Below are 18,882 nucleotides of genomic sequence, written 5' to 3' on the forward strand. Positions count from 1 at the left end.
ATTTATTCACAAAGAGGTTAAGAGGGCGCTGCGCTTTAGAGAAGCCAAAAGTAGGTAGTCTATTAAGTATAAATATTAAAAGCTGCGCTTTTCGCGTGAGCAAGCTTTACGCCTACCGGTAAAGTTTGACGCCGTGGTTAAATTTACTTGTAGGCGAGCAAAGCTCGTAATTTCTGTGCTTTAGTCTCTTCTCATTTACTCCTCTTTTGCTTCTCTTTGTGCAATAAGGTTTTAAGTAATTTATTCACAAAGAGGCTAAGAGGGCGCTGCGCTTTAGAGAAGTAAAAATACATAATTACTATTGTTTTATGTTTTCTCATTTACTCCTCTTTTGCTTCTCTTTGTGCAATAAGATTTTAAGTGATTTATTCACAAAGAGGCTAAGAGGGCGCTGCGCTTTAGAGAAGTAAAAATACATAATTACTATTGTTTTAATGTCTTCTCATTTACTCCTCTTTTGCTTCTCTTTGTGCAATAAGGTTTTAAGTAATTTATTCACAAAAAGGTTAAGAGGGCGCTGCGCTTTAGATAAGCCAAAAGTAGGTAATATAAATATTAAAAACTGCGTTTTTTACGTGAGTAAGAACGGCGCCTTCTGGTGAGGTTTTACATCTCACTTTTAAAGTCCTGATAAATAAAAACCCCGATGGTACATAGTACCATCGGGGTTTTTTAATCGTTTTAGTAAACCTAAACTTTAAATTCGTCTACCGACAAGCGAAGCTCTTCGGCAAGTTTTGCTACTTCTGAACTTGAAATGTTGGTTTGGTTTGCGCCTTCGGCTGTTTGCTCTGCGATGGCTACAATCGACTCAAGGCGTTCGCTAATTTCTTGTGCTACTTGTTGTTGCTCAAGTGCGGCGGTCGAAATTTCTTCACTTACGTCGTGAGCTTGCGAAACCGCAAATGTAATTGAATCAAGTGCGCTACTTGCTAGGTCGGTTTGCTCAACACACGATACCGCACGTTGCTTACCTTTACTCATTGCTGTTACGGCAGCTTCTGCGCCTGTTTGAAGAGACTCAATCATTGATTGTATCTCTTGGGTCGACTCTTGAGTTTTACTTGCTAGAGAGCGTACTTCGTCTGCTACAACAGCAAAGCCTCGGCCATATTCACCAGCACGTGCCGCTTCAATTGCGGCATTTAGTGCAAGTAGGTTAGTTTGATCCGCTATTCCGCGTATTACATCTAAAATGCTGCCAATTGATGCGCTATCTTGGTGTAGTTTATTAATTACTTGTGAGGCGTCGTCTACTTCACGTGCTAATTGCTCAATCGTGGCTTTATTGTTATTCGAAATACCTTTAACGCGCTCAGCTTCTTTATCAGCATTTTTAATTTCGCTAAGTGCTTGTTGAGCGCTGTTGCTAACCGTTTGCGATGTACTGCTCATTTCGGTTGTTGCAGTGGCGGCTTGTTCAACTTGTGCTTGTTGGTTACGAATTGCTTGGCTTGATTCGGCTGTAATTGCAGATGTTTGCTCTGATGCTGCTGCAAGCTGAGTCGAGCGTGAAATAATACCTTTAATTAAGCTGCGTAAGTTATCAATTAAGGTGTTACAACTTTTAGATAGTTCGCCAAATTCGTCTTTAGCGCTGTCGTCTAAACGTTGTGTCATGTCGCCACTGGCAACAATATCTAAAATTCGGTTAACTTCAGCAAGTGGTTTAGTAATACGGCTAACAGTAATAATAGCAATCGCTACAGCTAAAAGAGTGGCTATAATCATACCAACCCACGTCCATAAGTTTGCTGAGTCTACGTCGCTGCGTACGCCTTGCTGTAATTTAAAGGCAACGTCACTTGCTTGATTAACTAACTCATCAATTTGGTTAAGTGCCATTTTGGTGGCTTGCTCTGACTGGGCAAGCTCAGATTCTGTTAGTGTAATAGAGTCAATTAATCGTTTTTTGTTTGCAGCTAAACCACTACTACCTTTTATATTATTTTCTAAAGTATCAACATTTTCTTTTAAGCTTGAGTATAAATCGCTGTGAGTTTGCTCAATAGCCGGTTTAATTAAGGCAATGGTACGCGTTACTTCTTCTAGGTAATAGGTTTGCTCGTTTTTAACAATATCGAGAGTATTAAGCGTTTTAACGGTTAGCATATCAGTGCTATTACTTACCACTGACATAAAGTTATTTTCTAAATTGTTTGCAGCTTGATAAGCACGAGAGTGGTTTTGCTCAAAGCCATCAATGTCAATAATATCGAGTACAACAGAATTGGCATCTTCTGCACTTAGCTCTATATTTTCTAATTGTGCTTTTAATGCTTTGTTTAATGCTAGCTGTTTGCTTTTATCTTCTAACAAGCTTTCAACTGTGCTTAAAAAGCTTAAGTAGGTTTTTTCTACATTTTGGCTACTTTGATTAAGCGTTGCATCATTTTTTACTACGTCTTGAAGTTCGCGATGAAGAGTGTTGAATAATTGCTTTTGCTCAAGAACTTGTTTTTTAATGGGGGCTAGTTCATTTGCAGAAGTAGTGTAAAAACTCGCTTGAGCGGCTTTACTCATTAAAATAAATTCGGCTTGTAGTTCTGAGCTTTTATTTAGCGCTGGAAGTGATAGTTGGTTCACTTTTTGAGTAGAACGGTCAATATTTGCAATTTTTATTAAGGAGTTACCACCAATTATTAATAATAATAGTGTGATAAATATAAAACCACCCCAAATACGTTGGCTTACTGTCAGGTTCATAAGATTTCCACTCAAAAGTACTTCAATTAAGACTTATCGGCGTTTGTACCAATAAGTTAAGTAATTAAAATCAATTACTTTAACTAATTTTAACTATTAATTGATAAATCTAACAGATGTATTGTTTTTTTTCAGTTTATTTAGACGAAAGGTGGGATTTTTCGACAATTACTTTTTTAGTACTTAGCTCCATTAGGGTCATGGTGTTACCCCATACACAGCCTGTATCTAAGGCGTGAACCCGTGGATTACCTGTTCTACCTTCAAGCGCGGCCCAGTGGCCAAAAATAATATCGTGTTTAGTTTTAGCTATATTAGGATGGTTAAACCAAGGGGTTAGTGTTTGACTATCGGTTATTGCACCCTTTGCATTAAGCTCGAGTTTGTTATCACTTGTTAAAAAGCGCATACGGGTAAAGTAGTTAACTATGTATCTAAATTTTTCAAAGTCATCAAGATTGCTTGACCACTCAATAGGGTGAGGCTGATACATGTGTTCAAAAAATGCTTTAGCATTGTTTGATTGATAACAGCTTTGTGCAAATTGCGCGTGCTTTAGAGCATAGTCAATAGACCAGTCGGGGTTTAATCCGGCATGAGATATAAAGCAGTTATGTTTTATAAGCTCTAAGGCCAATGGTTGGGTTTGTAAAAAAGCGATGTAATGCGCTAATTTTGGGCTTTCAAATATTGGGTTTAGTTTATCTTTTGGGTTGGTAGGTTTGTTAAGAAAGTAGCAGGCAACCATGTGAAGGTCGTGATTGCCTAAAGTGATGGTCATGCTATTTTGATGTTGGTAAATATAGTCTAAGCAGGCTAGGGATTCTGGCCCGCGGGCAACTATGTCGCCAACTAAATAAAGGTGATCTTTGCTTGGGTTAAAATCAACCCGTTGCAAAAGGGTGTTAAATTCACTAAAACACCCTTGTAAATCACCTATCGCATAATCTGCCATCAGTGGTTACTACTTAATGCAAAATGTTAGGACAAGCCAAACGAAACACATTAATAGGCGCCTGAAACTCAGAGCCAAACTCGTTGCGTAACGTGTAATGGCCTTGCATTGTGCCTACAGGTGTATCTAAAATTGCACCGCTGGTGTATTTATAGCTTTCGCCTGGGCCAATGTCTGGCATTTCGCCAACAACGCCTTCACCTTCTACTACTACTTCTTTGCCATTTGCATCGGTAATTAACCAATAGCGGCTCAGTAATTTTGCACTACATAAACTATGGTTTTTAATCGTTACTGAGTAAGCAAATACGTATTTTTCAAGCTCAGGTTGAGATTGACCTTCTACGTAAAATGTTTCTACAGACACCTTTACAGGCGATCCAATATTACTGCTTGTTGTCATAAATCCAGTTAGCTATATCAATAAATTGTTGTAAAGATAAGCGCTCAGCACGCAGCGTTATATCAATGCCAATGCTAGTAAGCTCTTCTGCAGTTAGTAAATTACCTAAACTGTTACGCAGTGTTTTACGGCGTTGATTAAAGGCTTCTAAACACACAGTGTTTAATATTTTAACGCTTTTTGCTGTACGTTGCTCTGGCTTTTTAGGTATTAAACGTATAACCGCAGAGTCAACTTTTGGCGCTGGTTTAAAGCATTCAGGTGGTACTTCAACAACCGGCATTGCGTTACAGTAGTATTGAGTCATTACGCTTAAACGGCCAAATGTTTTACTACCTGGGCCTGCTACCATGCGTTTTACTACTTCTTTTTGAAGCATAAAGTGCATGTGCTCAATATGATCTGAAAATTCAAAAAGATGAAACAATAACGGTGTCGAAATATTGTAAGGTAGATTACCAAACACTTTTAATTTTTTGTCATCGCGAACCAAGCTTGCAAAGTCAAACGTCATTGCATCGCCTTGGTTAACGGTTAATTTAGGACCCAAAAATGGGTGTTCAATTAATCGTTGCGCTAAATCTTTATCTAATTCAACAACCGTTAAATGGCCGCTTAATTCGGCTACTGGCTCAGTGATTGCGCCAAGGCCAGGGCCAATTTCTACTAGGTTGTCTTCTGGTTTAGGATCGATCGCAGAGACTATTTTATCGATAATAGATTCATCAAATAAAAAGTTTTGCCCAAAACGCTTACGAGCGCGGTGTCCTAAATGTACTTTATCGGTCATTGATTTTGTGCTTTTTCTTGGGCGAGCTTAATTGCTTCGCGGATCGCTAATTCAAAACTGCCAACGTCAGCTGTACCAGTCCCTGCTAAATCGAGTGCAGTACCGTGGTCAACTGATGTGCGGATAAATGGTAAGCCAAGGGTAATATTTACCGATTTACCAAATCCTTTGTATTTTAGCACAGGTAATCCCTGATCGTGATACATAGCAAGCACTGCATCTGCTTCAGATAGGTATTTATCTTGAAATAAGGTATCGGCCGGTAGTGGGCCAATTAAATTCATACCTTCGCTTCTAAGTATCTCAAGCGTTGGCGTGATTGTTTCTATTTCTTCACGACCTAAATGACCATCTTCACCGGCATGCGGATTTAAGCCACACACTAAAATACGTGGTTTTTCTATACCAAACTTAGTTTGTAAGTCGTGATTTAAAATACCCGCTACTTTAGTTAAACGCTCAGGTGTAATTGCACGCGATACATACGCTAGTGGAATATGCGTGGTTACAAGTGCAACGCGTAAGCCCTCTGTTGCAAGCATCATAACTACATCAGCAGTATTTGATTGCTGCGCAAAGTACTCAGTGTGCCCACTAAACGAAATACCTGCTTTGTTAATTATGCCTTTGTGAACCGGGCCTGTAACAACTGCATCGAAGGTGCCATCCATGTTTTTTTCACTTGCTATGCGCAAGGTATCTAACACGTATTGTCCGTTACCGTCGTTTAGTACGCCAAGTTCTACATCAACCCCTAAATCAACCTGATGAATATACAAGCTGCCAGCAGGTGCTGCGATGGCGGGGGCATTATCATCAAATTTAATTAAGTTTATTGTTAAGCCTAAATGTTTTGCACGCTCTTTTAATAGTTTGCCATCGGCAATCGCTATAAGTTGAACATCCCACGCTTGCTGAGCAAGCGTGAGTAGCAAATCTGGGCCAATACCGGCGGGTTCACCCGGCGTAATAGCAATTCTTAAGGTCATATTTATTGGTCTATAGGGAAAATTTCAACGTGAGCTTGCTCGCGCATTTCTTGCTGCCAGTTAAAACTTTCTTCCTTAAATTTACGGTTAAACAACATACCGTGAGCACGGTTACGTTTAGCTAGCTCAGTTTTATCAGCTACACGTTTACCAAGTAACTGCACAATATGCCAACCAAACTGTGTTCTAAACGGTTCGCTTATTTCGTCTTGCTTAAGAGAAAGCAATGTATCTTTAAACGCAGGTACGTAGGTAGTTGGATCTGTCCAATCGTACTCGCCACCTTTAAGTGCAGAGCCTGGATCTTCTGAGTACTCTTTAGCTAACTTTCCAAAGTCAGCAGTTCCTGCGCGTAAGTCTTTTGCAAAGCCAGCAAGCATAGAGCGTGCTTTTTCTTCACTTAAAATAATTGAAGGTTTAATAAGTATATGGCGTGAGCGCACTTCTGTTGTTTCTACAACTTGTAGGCCACGAACATCTTGTACTTTAATGATATGAAAACCAGCACCAGAGCGAAGAGGGCCAACAATAGCGCCTTTCTTTTGGCTTTTTACTGCTTCAGCAAAAAGCGATGGCATTTCGTTAATACCCATGTAACCAAGCTGTCCACCTTCAAGTGCTTTAGAGCCGCTTGATGATGAAATAGCAATACGCTTAAATTCTTGGCCATCGTTTAATAGCTCAATAACTTTATCTGCGCGTGTTTTTGCGCCAGCAATTTCGTCAGCGTTCGCATCGTTAGGGATATCTATTAAAATATGACCAATGTCGTACTCTTCAGCACTTTGACCTTGGGTTTCCATAATTTTTAAAAGGTTATCAACTTCTTGTTCGCTAATATAAATACGGCGATCGACGCTTGCACGTGTTACTTGCTGCGTTGTTATTTCTTTACGAATTTCTTCACGGTAAGCTTGAAAGCTTTCGCCCGAACCTTCAATAGTACGGCGTAAATCGGCAATTGTACCGCCTTGCTCTTGTGCCATGCTTGCAAGAGTTTGATCAAGTTGGCTGTCTGAGATTTGTAACCCCATACGTTCAGCCATTTGTATCATAAGGGCTTGATTTACTAAACGCTCAACAGCTTGTACACGAAGAGTTTCATCTTTTGGTAATTGCTGGTTTTGTTCTTCGGCTTGCTTTTTAACACGATTAATAATGGTGTCTACTTCGCTTTTTAAAATTACGCCTTGGTTTACAACGCCAATAACTTTATCTATTTCTACTGGTGCGGCCATTGCACTTTGACAAAGGCTGGCACTTAAAACTGCTGATGTTAATAATTTTTTTAAATTCATATTCTTTTTACTACTCTTGCTGATAGTACTGTTGTGATACTAGTTACTAAGAAAATACGGTCTACGATAGCCAAAAATACCTTGTTGTAATAATTTTTGTGCATCATAACGGCTTTTACTGCCAAGTCCTTTTAATACAAAATTCAAACTAATACCTGAATCAAAAGTTGCTTGTTCTTGGCCTATTGATTGATTTAAATCTGTTTCAATTTGGCGATGGCCAGTAATTTGGATAGCCCAACAGCATGATTCATACTGTAATCCGCTCAATACTTCGATACTTCTGTTGTTTTCAAGATCTCGATGATAGCTTGCAATAAATTGCCATTCGTCGCTAATAGGAATACTTGTAAATACACCTGCTTGCTCGATTGTATTTCCTGAGACATCATTTGCATAGCGATGGTTCAATTGTACTAGCTGATTATTATCACCTTTATAATCAAGTGTTACATTTGACTGTACCATTTGCTTGCCATCTGTATCGTATTGAATACCTCCAGCGAGGTACCAACGGCGGTGCCAATGTAACATGGTTTGAGCTGCAAATAGTGCATTATAATTAGTGTCTGAGTTTAAGCCTTGCTCTGTTGGCTTGGCGTCATCACTTAAATAAAATATTTGGCCGGCACTAAAATTAAATACTTCTTCTTGTTTTTTATCAAATAGGCGCGTTGTAGCACCTAAAGTAAACTGATTCGCTGCTGCTATGCGGTCAACACCCGAAAAGCGCACGTCTCTAAATAAACCATAATAATCGTCTTGTAGCTTGGTTGTATCAAACAAGCCAATGTCTGACTGGTCTTTATTAGGTGTATATAAATATTGAATTTGCGGCTCTAGTGTTTGTATAGCATCTTCAAAAAAGTAAGATGCGTCGCGCTCAAAATTAAGCTGAGAATACAAACGTACTTTAGGAATAGTACGCGATACGGTATCGCTGTATTGCGTGCCTGTTAAGTTTCCGCTTTGCTTATAATTAGTTTGTAACAAGCTCACTTCAGATAAAAATGACCACGCATGCGTTGCGTAGTTGTAGCGTGCTTTTGGCTCTACGTGTACACGTGTTGCGTTGTCTATGGCCACTTCTGATGAATCATTAGTAAAATGGCTAATCTCGCCCGACACACTAAAGTCAAAATTATCAAAACGCCAAGGGGCAGTTTGCGTAAAATTAACTTGCGGTATAGCAGTGTATGACTCTAAGTGATCGCCCAGTACTTCAAAGTTTTGTACTTTAATATCGGTGCGCCATGTATCACCCAAATGAGTAAGTGAACCAGTACGATATAACTGAGTATCGGTTTTACTTGCGTAATTTGAGCTTAAATCGGTGATGTAGTTATCATCGCTTACATTGGTTACATCAACGTTTGCACGCCAGTTTTCACCTAGGTAGCTTTGCTGTTGCCAATGAAACATGTAGCGTTCATTCAAGTCTGGCTCAGAATCATCACTATCTAAATACTCAATCCCTACTAAGCCTTCATGTTGCTCTGTTAGGTATCTAAATTCGGTTTGTAATTGCAGCCCTTTGTTAGACATATAACGAGGCGTAATAGTGGCATCAAAATTAGGTGCAATATTTAAATAATACGGCGTAATTGTTTCAAGACCGTATTTGTCAGAGCTTGAAATAGTCGGGGTAAGTAACCCCGATTTACGGCGCTCATCCAGCGGAAATGTAAAATAAGGTAAATATAAAACCGGTGTATCGAGAATACGTAATACGGCGTTATATGTTTCGCCCCAGCCTTCTTCGCGTGAAAGGTTTATTTCGTCAGCTTCAATTTCCCATACTGGGGTGTCACTTGGGCAAGTAGTAAAGCTTGCATTCATGAGTAATAGGCCAGACTGATTAACAGTGAGCTTTTCAGCGCCGCCTTTACCTTGTTGTTCGGTTAGGCTGTAGTCGGCGCCTAACAAACTGACTTCTGAATTATTTAAATCGGCATTTAATCCGGTGCTGTTTACTTTACTTACGTAATCTTGATAAGTAATTGGCCCCGTTGCATTTAATAAACCACGCTGTTTGTCTATCAACGCAGTTTGTGCGGACAAACTCATCTTAAGGGTGTTAATATCAACATTGCCGGTAAATTCAGCGCTTTGAGTGCCAAGTAGCTCAACATCATCAGCTTGAATATCAACTTCACCAAGGTTAAGGCCTTCAAGTGGTTGCCAAGCTCTGGTTTGCATTGAAATGCCACAAAGGTTGTGTGCCAGTTCAGTTTCGGCAAGCGATGGTGCGCTAACTACGCTTAGCATCAATATGCCCCAGGTTTTGCTCATTTATCGACCTTAATACTGTGTGTTTAATATAATATACACATAATAAAGGAAAATAATGGCAATTACAGTAATTGACCTAATTAACTTAGTGAAAAATAGATATCTTATAAAATGACACGCTTTGAGAATTTACAACAATTTATAAACACACAGCTTAATGCCAAGTCGCATACTTTAAACGCGATCACGGGTGATGCTAGCTTTCGCCGTTATTACCGTTTAAATCACGATAATAAGCATTTAATAGTGATGGACTCAGATCCAAAAAAAGTGAATAACGAACCTTACATCTCGCTAAATCAGGTGTTTGTTGAACAAGGTTTTTTACTTCCCACTATTATTGCAAGTGATGAGAAACAAGGCTTTTTTGTTCTGAGTGATTTAGGGAGTACGCACCTAGCTGACATGCTTGACGATGCAAACCGCACCGAGCACTATCAAGCACTAATTAGTTTAAGTGCTCAATGGGCTAAAACGCCCGCAGCTCCTGCTATGCAAGCGTATAACGAAGATTTTATAACACTAGAACTTGATATATTTAGCCAGTGGTTAGTGAATGACTTTATTAATGAGCCACTAAGCGCAGAGCAAAACGTAATGTGGCAAACAAGTTCAGAGCTATTAATAAAGGCCATGCTTGAGCAACCCACTGTTACCGTTCATCGCGATTACCATAGCCGTAATATTATGAACAGTAACGGCCAGTGGGCAATTATAGATTATCAAGATGCTGTACGCGGGCCGCTTTGCTACGATTTAGTATCGCTACTGCGCGATTGCTATTTTAAACTGCCTCAACAAGAGTTAACAAGCTTGCTTGATTTTGCTTATCAAGAATTTACGGCTCAAAATTTACTGGCTAACACTTCATTTGATGAGTTTAAATATTGGTTTGATTTAACCGGATTACAGCGCCACTTAAAGGCTGCGGGTATATTTTGTCGATTGTATTTACGCGATGGTAAAACAGGTTATTTAGATAATATTTTACCGACACTTGATTACATTATTGAAGTAGCAGCAAATTACCCAGAGCTTAAAGCATTGAGTGAGTGGACAAAAAATACCATAGTGCCAAAAGTGACTGAAAAGTTGGCAAAGGAGCGCTCATGAAAGCGATGATTTTAGCTGCAGGGCGCGGACAGCGTATGATGCCGCTTACGCAAAATATGCCAAAGCCAATGTTAAAAGTGGCAGAAAAACCACTTATTGAGCACCATATAAATAATCTTAAAGCTGCCGGCATTACCAATATTGTAATAAACCTTGCGTGGCAAGGTGATAAAATAAAAGACTACTTTAAAGATGGCAACCAATTTGGTGTAAATATACTTTACAGCCAAGAAGTTGAAGGTGGTCTTGAAACGGCTGGCGGTATTATTGAAGCGTTACCGTTGTTGGGTGAATCGTTCATTGTAGTAAATGGCGATGTATACACCGACTACGATGTAAGTGCGCTAATGCAGCTTCATTTACAACCCGGTGAGGCGCACATAGTGCTTATAGAAAACCCGCCACACAATCCAGATGGCGACTTTGCATTGAGCCATTTATCGGCCGAGAGTCAAAAATATACATTTTCGGGGATTGGGCGGTATCAGGCTGATTTTTTTAAAGGATTAACGCAAGGTATTCGCCCTTTAGGGCCTATTTTACGTGAAAAGCTAAATGAACATTTAGTCTCTACTGAGCTCTATATAGGGCAGTGGGATGACATTGGTACACCAGAGCGTTTAAACCAATTAAACACGCGCCTTGAGGCGTAATAACTCAATTTTTAAGAAGGCAGTATTATAGATGTGGGGAAAAATTCTCGGTTTTTGTTTTGGCTTTATGTTTGGCAAAATATTTGGTGCCATTTTAGGTTTATACCTAGGTCATTTATTTGATAAAAGCTTAAAAAATAACTTTGATAAAGCAGGCGGCTTTTCTAGCTTATTTAGTGGTGACGATGTTCACGAGCGCCAAGCTTTATTCTTTTCAAGCTGCTTTGCTGTCATGGGACACATTGCCAAGTCGAACGGTCGAGTCAGCGAAGTACATATAAAAGCGGCTAACTTGTTTATGGATGAAATGGGCTTAAAAGGCGAAGAACGCCGCGAAGCACAGCATGCATTTCAGTCAGGTAAAGAGAGCGACTTTTCACTTAAAGAAACAGTACACGATTTTAAAGAACGCTTTGCTAAACGAAACGATCTAATACAGTTATTTTTAGAAATACAAATTCAAATGGCGTTTTCTGACGGGATATTAGCCGAACAAGAAAAGCAATTATTAGCAGAAGTAAGTAAACAGCTAGGCATTTCTAAAACACACTTTGCATTTGTATTAAAGCGCTACCAAGCAGAGTTTAACTTTAGAGAGCAACAACAGCGCTTTAATCAGCAGCAACAAAACCAAGGTCAAAGTAGTAGTTACCGTGAAGGTTCTGGCCACCATGTACCGCCAAATAATAATATGAACCGTGCGCAAGCATTGGCGTTATTAGGCTTAAGTAGCGATGCAACGCAGCGTGATATAAAAGTAGCGTACCGTAAACTTATGTCGCAACACCACCCTGATAAGTTAGTGTCGCAAGGCCTACCAAAACACATGATGGAACTGGCTGTTAAAAAGAGCCAAGATATTCAAGCTGCTTATGAGTATTTAAAAAAGTCGGCGTAAAAAGCCGTCTATTTCTTTTGTTAGGCGTGCGTGTTGATCGGGTTGATCGCGCAGGCCAAACAACTGGCGTTGGCGGTAATCAAATTTTGCATTTCGGTCAACCCAGCGCTGACGATTTTTAAGGCTCATTAAAATGTCTGTGCTGTCATTTGCATAGTAAATATCAAGTAAGGCGGGTGTAACAAGTGATGCTGTTTGGCTCAAGCTTTCGTTACGCTTGGTATTAGGTAAGTAACTACTTAAACTGATAAATGCCTCAACTCTCTCGTCCGGGAAATCTGCATAGTACTCCAACAACACACCCGCACTCGTGCCTTGTGCTATAACCACTATATTACTCGAATCTTCCATAGCGGTTTGATACAGCGCATTAAAGCGAGAAATGAGATTTATTTTATAGTTATCAAGTATGTCGTCAGTTACTTTTTCAATTGCATTTACGTAATGAGGTGCTTCTTTTATTTTTGCAGGCTGCGGTTGTGCGTTTGTTGTGGTGTCGGGTGATGCAGGTTCCTCGGCTTTACTAGGCGTTGTATCTGCTTCATTAGGCGTTGCTTCGGCCATTTTACTTGCTTGCCAATCAATGTTGGGTACTGTCATTGCGTAGGTGCTGTAGCCTAAATAATTAAGCTCTTTACGTAAGTAGCTCATACCTGAATTATTGGTAGGTGAAGAGTGCCAATCGGGTATAAGTATTACGATACCTCTAAAATTACTACTCATATACTCGCTGTAAAGGCTTAAAAATTCTGTTTCACCCGCCAATATAGGCTTTATTTCATCGCTTGGAAGTAGTCGCTCAATGTCGCTATTTTCAATACTTGATAGGCTAGGTGGAGCAATATGTTCAGCTGCGCTGATGGGGTTAGCTAAAAGTAGGGCACAGCTGAGCTGTATATAAAAAGCCCCTTTTAAAAACCGTAGAAATAGCATAACGCACCTAACTAATGACAATTAGTTAGGTATCGGCAAGGTTATCTAAAAGTTTAATGTATAGAGCGAATTAGCTAGTGAATTTTAACCTGTTAAAACTCTAATTCGGCTTCAAAAGTAAGTACTTGCTCAGTTACAGGGTGCTTTAATTGCAGCATTTGTGCATGTAATTGTAAGCGAGGAGCGGCAGCAAGTGCCTCTTTGTGGGCGTAAAGTCTATCACCTAAAATAGGATGACCAAGGCTTAACATATGCACACGTAGTTGATGCGAGCGACCAGTGATGGGAGTTAGCTCTACACGGGTTGCATTTTCTTCACGCTCAAGTATTTTAAAATGCGTAAGCGAAGGTTTACCTCTGTCGTGATCAACCATTTGTTTAGGGCGATTAGGCCAATCACAAATAAGGGGTAAATCTACTGATCCTGTTTCAGCCTCAAGGTGTCCGTATACACGTGCTATGTAACGTTTAGCTGTTTCGCGCTCTTGAAACTGCATACTTAAATGTCTGTGCGCTGCTTTATTCATGGCAAGGCACAGTATGCCAGAAGTCGCCATATCTAAGCGGTGCACTATTCTTGCTGTTGGAAAAACACGATTAACACGATTAATTAAGCTGTCGGCATGTTTAGGATCTTTACCTGGGACAGTTAATAACTCACTTGGTTTATTAACTATCAGTAAGTCGTCATCCTGAAAAAGTATCGTTAAATACGGATTCATAGGGGGATTGTAATTAACTAACACGGCCGACCTTAGTAATTTTGAAGGTCGCTATTTTAGTAGAGCAGGCCAACAGGCTCAAGTAAAAGTTTGGCTATATTGTTTTAACTAATAATCCAAGCTTTAGCTCCTTTAAAGCACTTTTATAACTTAATTTCTTGCGTTGTTAATAGTCGATATTCACCGCTAGCCAAGTTTTCATCTAGGGTAATTCCCGCAATCTGCTCGCGATGTAGCTCAACTACTTTGTTGTCTACCGCGTAAAGCATACGCTTAACTTGATGATACTTACCTTCACTTATTGATAAACGCAGTCCGTAATTAGCTAGTCTCTCAGCTATAGCGGGGCGGGTTAACTCTTTTTCGTTATGCAGCATGACACCTGTTCGTAATTGCTCAAGTGCTTCATCGGTAATAGGCTCTTGGGTTTCGACGAGGTAGGTTTTAAATTTATTGCTTTTAGGTGACGTAATTTTATGTGACCAATCGCCATCATTAGTAATAATAACTAACCCTGTGGTATCTATATCAAGGCGACCTGCTACGTGAAAGTCGCTCATATTTGGCTCATCAAGTAAGTCAAAAACGGTTTTATGTAGCTCGTCACTGTTAGCACATACATAGCCAACAGGTTTATTTAGCATGTAATAGCGCTTACCTAAAAATACCAAAGGTGTATCTTGGTACTGTACTTCATCTTGCTGGGCTAGCTGAAAATTATGTGATGTGATTACTTCGCCATTAACGCTTACTTCTTTTCGCTTAATACTCGCGCGAGCTTGGGTACGCGGTATTTCAGCTAAGTGGCTAATAAATTTATCTAAGCGGCAAGGGAATTTCATTTTGGTTCACATTTTTAGTCGGCTACAATGGGCGCGATTATAGCCGATAGTGAAATACCATGACAGTGCACAGCACACAAATTTTAAGCCTTTACCAAGCAAAAATAGACACGGGTGAACTGTGTTTTGATGCTGCGCAGCAAAATGCAGTGGAAGCTTTAAATACGCTAAGCGAGCAACTTCAAGCTCACACATCATGGTGGCAAAAAGCGACTTTAATAAAAGGTGTTTATTTATACGGACCCGTAGGGCGTGGTAAATCCATGTTAATGGATTTATTTTATAAAAACCTACCTATTGAACAAAAGCAGCGACTGCATTTTCATCATTTTATAGCACAAGTGCATGCCCAACTTTCGCAGCTACAAGGTCAAAAAAATCCACTCATTCTAATTGCAAAACAGTGGGCTAAAAGTATTCGTGTATTGTGTTTTGACGAGTTTTTTGTGAGCGACATTGGCGATGCTATGATTATGGCGAGATTGTTCAATGCGTTGTTTGAACAAGGTGTCGTGCTGGTGGCCACATCGAACGCAAAGCCAGAGCAGCTTTATTACAACGGCCTGCAACGGGTGCGATTTTTACCTACTATCGATTTAATTAATAGTCATTGCCATATAATTAACGTGGCGGGGGAGGACGATCACCGTTTTAGATATGGTAAAAACAGTCGTCACTATTTTATTAATTTATCAAATCACGATTTTGAAAGTAAGTTTTTAGCTTCGTACCCGGCTGTAACATGCAGCAATACAGTTAGTGTGCATGGGCGCAATTTACCTTATTTATTAAGAGCGGATAATGCCTTGATGATTGATTTTATGGCGCTATGTTCAGGCCCACGCAGTGCTAACGACTATATGTTTTTAGCAACGCAATTTGATGTGTTATATGTATCGAACGTGCCGCAAATGGGTGTTAAAGCAACGGGTAAAGTTATAGTTCATGGTATAGAAGATAGCTACCAACGCGAAAAACAAACACTTGATGAGCATACCTTTGACGACGAAGCACGGCGCTTTATTGCCTTAGTAGATGAGTTTTACGATTGCCATAAATTGCTGGTAATAAATGCGCAAACCGACATTGAACATTTATATAAAGGTAAAAAGTTGAGCTTTGAATATGCACGCACACAATCACGCATAGTCGAAATGCAAAATTGGTAACGCTTTATATATATTGTAAACGAGCTTGCTCACGTGAGAAGCGCTGATAGCTATTCATTGCCTTATTAAAATGCAATGCCTCTTAAAATCCTTGCGAATAAATCACTTAAAACCCTACTGCACAAAGAGAAGCAAAAGAGGAGTAAATGAGAAGACATTAAAACATAGAAATTATGTATTTTTACTTCTCTAAAGCGAAGCGCCCTCTAAACCTCTTTGTGAATAAATCACTTAAGATCTTATTGCACAAAGAGAAGCAAAAGAGGAGTAAATGAGAAGACATTAAAACAATAGTAATTATGTATTTTTACTTCTCTAAAGCGCAGCTCCCTTTTAGCTCCCTTTTAGCTTCATTGTGAATAAATAACTTAAAATCTTATTGCACAAAGAGAAGTAAAAGAGGAGTAAATGAGAAGACATAAAACAATAGTAATTATGTATTATTACTTCTCTAAAGCGCAGCGCCCTCTAAACCTCTTTGTGAGTAAATCACTTAAGATCTTATTGCACAAAGAGGAGTAAATGAGAAGACATTAAAGCATAGAAATTATGAGCTTTGCCATCACGCCAGCAATCTGTGTGTCTACAAGAAAGTTTAACCACGGTGTTAAACTTACCCCTCTTGGCGCACTATATTCTCAAGGGCGCGAATATTAGTAATTAAGTCTTGGCGTTGTGGGTTAGCTTGTAATGCTTTTCTAAGATGCTTTAGCGCGCTCGGGTAGTCTTTAGAATCAATCGCTATTTGCGATAATCCAAGCCACGCCGATAGTTGGTAATCAGGTAGGGCTTGTGCACGAACGTACATAAGTTTTGCTTGGGTAAGTTGGCTTTTACTGCGATATATACTCGCTAAACTAAGTAGGGCATCACCTAAATTCGGGTTTATTTTAAGTGCGTTATTTAAGCTTTTAAGAGCACGTTTAGTATTACCTTGTTGCATAGCAATTTGTGCGCTGTATACAGAAAACTGGGCTTGTTCATCACGGGGTAGTTGCTTAGTTAATCTTTTTGCGCTGCCTATTAGATCTTTAGCTAAATCCCATTTTTGTTGAGACACAAGCCAGCCTAAAGTTTGCATCGTGGTATTAATAACCTCAACTTGCTGCTCTTTAGTGGCGTGTTTTAAACCTTGCTTTAATAAACTAACAGCGCGCTCACTGCTACCTTCACTTAAGTGCAACTGAGCTGCTAAAAGCTGGTTGCTGGTATCTTTAGGGTTGAGTTTTAAGGCCACTTCAATAGCAGCAAGCGCTTGCTTTTTTTGATCAAGTTGTAACGCTATTTGTGCACGTTGCAGCCAAAGTTCAGCTTTAGCAGGGCTTTTATTAAGTAATTCTTTTAGTAATGCACTTGCCTGGCTTAAATCACCCGATTCAATTAACGCAAACAATAGCCCTTGTTGATATTGGCTTGTTTCTGGCGCTAGCATAAGCGCTTGGCGGTACGCCGCTACTGCGCTCCAAGGTTGGCTGTGCTGCACGTGTATATAAGCAAGTTGCGCATAACTTTGTGCATCAGCCTGACCAAGTTCAATAGTGCGTACTAAGTGTGTTTGTGCTTTGTCATACTTTGCTTGTTGCATGTATAAAAGGCTCAAACCTTGGTGTGCTTTTACTAAATCAGGTGAAGCTTTTAAACACGCTAAGTAAGCTTGTTCAGCGTTATTAAAGTCTTTTGTTGAAAGCAAAACTTGTGCACGTAACAAGTTTAAAGCAGTGCTATCTTGGCTTATATCACGGCCTTTAAATAGCGCAGCGACTTCACTGTAATTACCTGCTTGTAACAGTGGTTGCACTTGGCGAGCAAAACCGCGCTCGGTCGGCTCAATAAGGACCTCTGTAGGGCCTAGTAATTTATTATTTATAGCCAACTGCCATGTTGGATCGCTAGGCGATAACGTTACTTTTAGTGGCGCATTAGTATCACTGGCAGCGCTTGCATGTACGCTACTTGCACTTACTAAAGGTAATGAACACATTACAGTCGTCAACAGTGCGGAAGTTAATGGTTTTAGCGTTTTAAATATATTCATGTTTTTCATTTTAATAGGCTTAAGGTTTAAATTCGATTGGCCAAATAAAGCGAGCGCGTACGGTTTCACCTTCTTTTTTAGGTGCACTAAAGCGGCTTTGTTTAATAATTTTGTCGATAGCTGGTTTTAGTTCAGGGTAAGGATTTTGTACTACCTCAATTAAACTTACCTTGCCACTTTCATCAATAAATACATCGAGTTTTACAGTAAATACATCAACACCTCGGCGGGTTAAGCTTTTTGGTAAAACGGCCTTGACGGGAGTAAGCAAAGTTGGGAGACCATCGAGTTGATTTAAGCTAAATGCATCCCAATTTACACTCATTGATTGCCATTGTGGCGCGCTTACTTTTACGCTAGGTGTATCGGGTTTTACAATACTTAAATTGCTGTTGATCTTAATTTTTACGGCTTGAATAGACGCGCCTGCACCTTCTACCGCTAAGCTTTGCATTGGCTCACTTGTTTGCTGTTGCGATATAGATGGAGGAGGGGGAGGTGGCAGTGCCACCATGGCAATCTCACGTACAACCACTTTGTCTTGTATATGGTGTTCGGCAAGTTGTCCAAGCCATAAAAGTAGTAATGCAGCACTAAGTACAATGAGGCTAAGGCCAAATGCAAAAAGTGGATGGCGATTATTTTTTGTTTTTTGAAGCGTGTTAATCGTGTGCATATTATTGCTTCGTAGCTAAGTTAACTTTCGCCGCACCTGCCAGCTTTGCTTCGTCAATTACTTGAACAAGTAACTCTGTAGGTACTGTTTTATCAGCTTGAATAACCACAGGGCGTTGTTGCTGTTTTAACATTTGCTCGACACTACTACGTACACCAGCAACACCAATTTGGCTGCCATCAAAAAATACTTGTTGGTTGTCGGTTATTGCTAAAAATATAACTTGCTGCTCAAGTCGACTGGCCGATACGGCTTGTGGTTTATCAACCTCAACACCGCTTTCGCGTACAAATACGGTTGTAACAATAAAAAATATTAGCAATATAAATACTACATCAAGTAGCGGCGACATATCGATATGTTGCCCCGCTTCTTGCTCTAGCTTGTGCTTTAAACGTGATTGCATAG

17 protein-coding genes are annotated in these 18,882 nt (G+C 39.8%); 4 read left to right on the plus strand and 13 right to left on the minus strand.

What is annotated here, in order from left to right:
• Positions 1–690: 690 nt before the first annotated feature.
• The 7 genes from I6E82_RS00935 to lptD form a co-directional block, all read right to left on the minus strand.
• Positions 691–2,706 carry a methyl-accepting chemotaxis protein gene (locus I6E82_RS00935; protein ID WP_197116430.1) on the minus strand — a complete coding sequence of 672 codons (2,016 nt, stop codon included), beginning with the start codon at positions 2,704–2,706 and terminating at the stop codon, positions 691–693.
• Positions 2,707–2,842: 136 nt separating this feature from the next.
• On the minus strand, positions 2,843–3,661 hold the full coding sequence (locus tag I6E82_RS00940; RefSeq protein ID WP_197116432.1) for a symmetrical bis(5'-nucleosyl)-tetraphosphatase: 819 nt from the start codon (positions 3,659–3,661) through the stop codon (positions 2,843–2,845).
• 13 nt (positions 3,662–3,674) lie between these two features.
• Positions 3,675–4,064 carry a Co2+/Mg2+ efflux protein ApaG gene (apaG, locus tag I6E82_RS00945; RefSeq protein WP_007585091.1) on the minus strand — a complete coding sequence of 130 codons (390 nt, stop codon included), beginning with the start codon at positions 4,062–4,064 and terminating at the stop codon, positions 3,675–3,677.
• Entirely contained in the window at positions 4,048–4,854 is an 807-nt protein-coding gene (gene rsmA, locus I6E82_RS00950; RefSeq protein ID WP_007585090.1) for a 16S rRNA (adenine(1518)-N(6)/adenine(1519)-N(6))-dimethyltransferase RsmA, read from the minus strand. The genes apaG and rsmA overlap by 17 nt, the downstream gene beginning before the upstream one ends.
• Positions 4,851–5,843 carry a 4-hydroxythreonine-4-phosphate dehydrogenase PdxA gene (pdxA, locus tag I6E82_RS00955; RefSeq protein WP_007585088.1) on the minus strand — a complete coding sequence of 331 codons (993 nt, stop codon included), beginning with the start codon at positions 5,841–5,843 and terminating at the stop codon, positions 4,851–4,853. Before pdxA ends, rsmA begins: the two co-directional genes overlap by 4 nt.
• A gap of 2 nt (positions 5,844–5,845) precedes the next feature.
• Positions 5,846–7,141: a peptidylprolyl isomerase SurA gene (gene surA / locus I6E82_RS00960; RefSeq protein ID WP_197116434.1), complete on the minus strand. Its 1,296-nt coding sequence runs from the start codon at positions 7,139–7,141 to the stop codon at positions 5,846–5,848.
• 39 nt (positions 7,142–7,180) lie between these two features.
• Positions 7,181–9,433 carry an LPS assembly protein LptD gene (gene lptD, locus I6E82_RS00965; RefSeq protein ID WP_101163646.1) on the minus strand — a complete coding sequence of 751 codons (2,253 nt, stop codon included), beginning with the start codon at positions 9,431–9,433 and terminating at the stop codon, positions 7,181–7,183.
• A 111-nt stretch (positions 9,434–9,544) separates the two neighbouring features.
• Here lptD and I6E82_RS00970 point away from each other — a divergent pair, with 111 nt between their 5' ends.
• The 3 genes from I6E82_RS00970 to djlA are packed head-to-tail and all read left to right on the plus strand — an operon-like array spanning position 9,545 to position 12,097.
• Positions 9,545–10,546: an aminoglycoside phosphotransferase family protein gene (locus I6E82_RS00970; protein ID WP_197116436.1), complete on the plus strand. Its 1,002-nt coding sequence runs from the start codon at positions 9,545–9,547 to the stop codon at positions 10,544–10,546.
• On the plus strand, positions 10,543–11,199 hold the full coding sequence (murU, locus tag I6E82_RS00975; RefSeq protein WP_197116438.1) for an N-acetylmuramate alpha-1-phosphate uridylyltransferase MurU: 657 nt from the start codon (positions 10,543–10,545) through the stop codon (positions 11,197–11,199). Before I6E82_RS00970 ends, murU begins: the two co-directional genes overlap by 4 nt.
• A 31-nt stretch (positions 11,200–11,230) precedes the next feature.
• Entirely contained in the window at positions 11,231–12,097 is an 867-nt protein-coding gene (gene djlA / locus I6E82_RS00980) for a co-chaperone DjlA (RefSeq protein WP_197116440.1), read from the plus strand.
• Here the strand turns inward: djlA and I6E82_RS00985 are convergent.
• From I6E82_RS00985 to rsuA, 3 genes are all read right to left on the minus strand, one after another.
• Complete coding sequence (locus I6E82_RS00985) at positions 12,080–13,030, minus strand: DUF3530 family protein (RefSeq protein ID WP_197116442.1); 951 nt, start codon at positions 13,028–13,030, stop codon at positions 12,080–12,082. The two genes, djlA and I6E82_RS00985, sit on opposite strands and share 18 nt — an antisense overlap.
• A gap of 92 nt (positions 13,031–13,122) precedes the next feature.
• The gene (gene rluA, locus I6E82_RS00990; RefSeq protein WP_197116444.1) at positions 13,123–13,776 is read right to left on the minus strand and encodes a bifunctional tRNA pseudouridine(32) synthase/23S rRNA pseudouridine(746) synthase RluA; all 654 of its coding nucleotides are present in this window, start codon (positions 13,774–13,776) and stop codon (positions 13,123–13,125) included.
• A gap of 119 nt (positions 13,777–13,895) precedes the next feature.
• Positions 13,896–14,594, minus strand: coding sequence for a 16S rRNA pseudouridine(516) synthase RsuA (gene rsuA, locus I6E82_RS00995; RefSeq protein WP_197116446.1), 699 nt, complete (start codon positions 14,592–14,594; stop codon positions 13,896–13,898).
• A 59-nt stretch (positions 14,595–14,653) separates the two neighbouring features.
• Here rsuA and zapE point away from each other — a divergent pair, with 59 nt between their 5' ends.
• The gene (gene zapE, locus I6E82_RS01000) at positions 14,654–15,763 is read left to right on the plus strand and encodes a cell division protein ZapE (protein WP_197116448.1); all 1,110 of its coding nucleotides are present in this window, start codon (positions 14,654–14,656) and stop codon (positions 15,761–15,763) included.
• Between the two features lie 613 nt (positions 15,764–16,376).
• Here zapE and I6E82_RS01005 read toward each other — a convergent pair.
• The 3 genes from I6E82_RS01005 to I6E82_RS01015 are packed head-to-tail and all read right to left on the minus strand — an operon-like array spanning position 16,377 to position 18,880.
• Complete coding sequence (locus tag I6E82_RS01005) at positions 16,377–17,798, minus strand: tetratricopeptide repeat protein (RefSeq protein WP_197116450.1); 1,422 nt, start codon at positions 17,796–17,798, stop codon at positions 16,377–16,379.
• A gap of 19 nt (positions 17,799–17,817) precedes the next feature.
• A complete protein-coding gene (locus I6E82_RS01010) occupies positions 17,818–18,474 on the minus strand; it encodes an energy transducer TonB (protein ID WP_197116452.1) in 657 nt (218 codons plus the stop codon).
• Between the two features lies 1 nt (position 18,475).
• Entirely contained in the window at positions 18,476–18,880 is a 405-nt protein-coding gene (locus I6E82_RS01015) for an ExbD/TolR family protein (protein ID WP_024589789.1), read from the minus strand.
• Positions 18,881–18,882 lie beyond the last annotated feature (2 nt).

The organism is Pseudoalteromonas sp. NZS11 (assembly GCF_015864765.1).
GTDB classification, from domain to species: domain Bacteria; phylum Pseudomonadota; class Gammaproteobacteria; order Enterobacterales; family Alteromonadaceae; genus Pseudoalteromonas; species Pseudoalteromonas arctica.

What these genes read in the sequence shown, in the direction of transcription:
- I6E82_RS00935 (WP_197116430.1), bottom strand. Translation starts at nt 2,706, where the DNA reads ATGAACCTGACAGTAAGCCAACGTATTTGGGGTGGTTTTATATTTATC.
- I6E82_RS00940 (WP_197116432.1), bottom strand. Translation starts at nt 3,661, where the DNA reads ATGGCAGATTATGCGATAGGTGATTTACAAGGGTGTTTTAGTGAATTT.
- apaG (WP_007585091.1), bottom strand. Translation starts at nt 4,064, where the DNA reads ATGACAACAAGCAGTAATATTGGATCGCCTGTAAAGGTGTCTGTAGAA.
- rsmA (WP_007585090.1), bottom strand. Translation starts at nt 4,854, where the DNA reads ATGACCGATAAAGTACATTTAGGACACCGCGCTCGTAAGCGTTTTGGG.
- pdxA (WP_007585088.1), bottom strand. Translation starts at nt 5,843, where the DNA reads ATGACCTTAAGAATTGCTATTACGCCGGGTGAACCCGCCGGTATTGGC.
- surA (WP_197116434.1), bottom strand. Translation starts at nt 7,141, where the DNA reads ATGAATTTAAAAAAATTATTAACATCAGCAGTTTTAAGTGCCAGCCTT.
- lptD (WP_101163646.1), bottom strand. Translation starts at nt 9,433, where the DNA reads ATGAGCAAAACCTGGGGCATATTGATGCTAAGCGTAGTTAGCGCACCA.
- I6E82_RS00970 (WP_197116436.1), top strand. Translation starts at nt 9,545, where the DNA reads ATGACACGCTTTGAGAATTTACAACAATTTATAAACACACAGCTTAAT.
- murU (WP_197116438.1), top strand. Translation starts at nt 10,543, where the DNA reads ATGAAAGCGATGATTTTAGCTGCAGGGCGCGGACAGCGTATGATGCCG.
- djlA (WP_197116440.1), top strand. Translation starts at nt 11,231, where the DNA reads ATGTGGGGAAAAATTCTCGGTTTTTGTTTTGGCTTTATGTTTGGCAAA.
- I6E82_RS00985 (WP_197116442.1), bottom strand. Translation starts at nt 13,030, where the DNA reads ATGCTATTTCTACGGTTTTTAAAAGGGGCTTTTTATATACAGCTCAGC.
- rsuA (WP_197116446.1), bottom strand. Translation starts at nt 14,594, where the DNA reads ATGAAATTCCCTTGCCGCTTAGATAAATTTATTAGCCACTTAGCTGAA.
- zapE (WP_197116448.1), top strand. Translation starts at nt 14,654, where the DNA reads ATGACAGTGCACAGCACACAAATTTTAAGCCTTTACCAAGCAAAAATA.
- I6E82_RS01005 (WP_197116450.1), bottom strand. Translation starts at nt 17,798, where the DNA reads ATGAATATATTTAAAACGCTAAAACCATTAACTTCCGCACTGTTGACG.
- I6E82_RS01010 (WP_197116452.1), bottom strand. Translation starts at nt 18,474, where the DNA reads ATGCACACGATTAACACGCTTCAAAAAACAAAAAATAATCGCCATCCA.
- I6E82_RS01015 (WP_024589789.1), bottom strand. Translation starts at nt 18,880, where the DNA reads ATGCAATCACGTTTAAAGCACAAGCTAGAGCAAGAAGCGGGGCAACAT.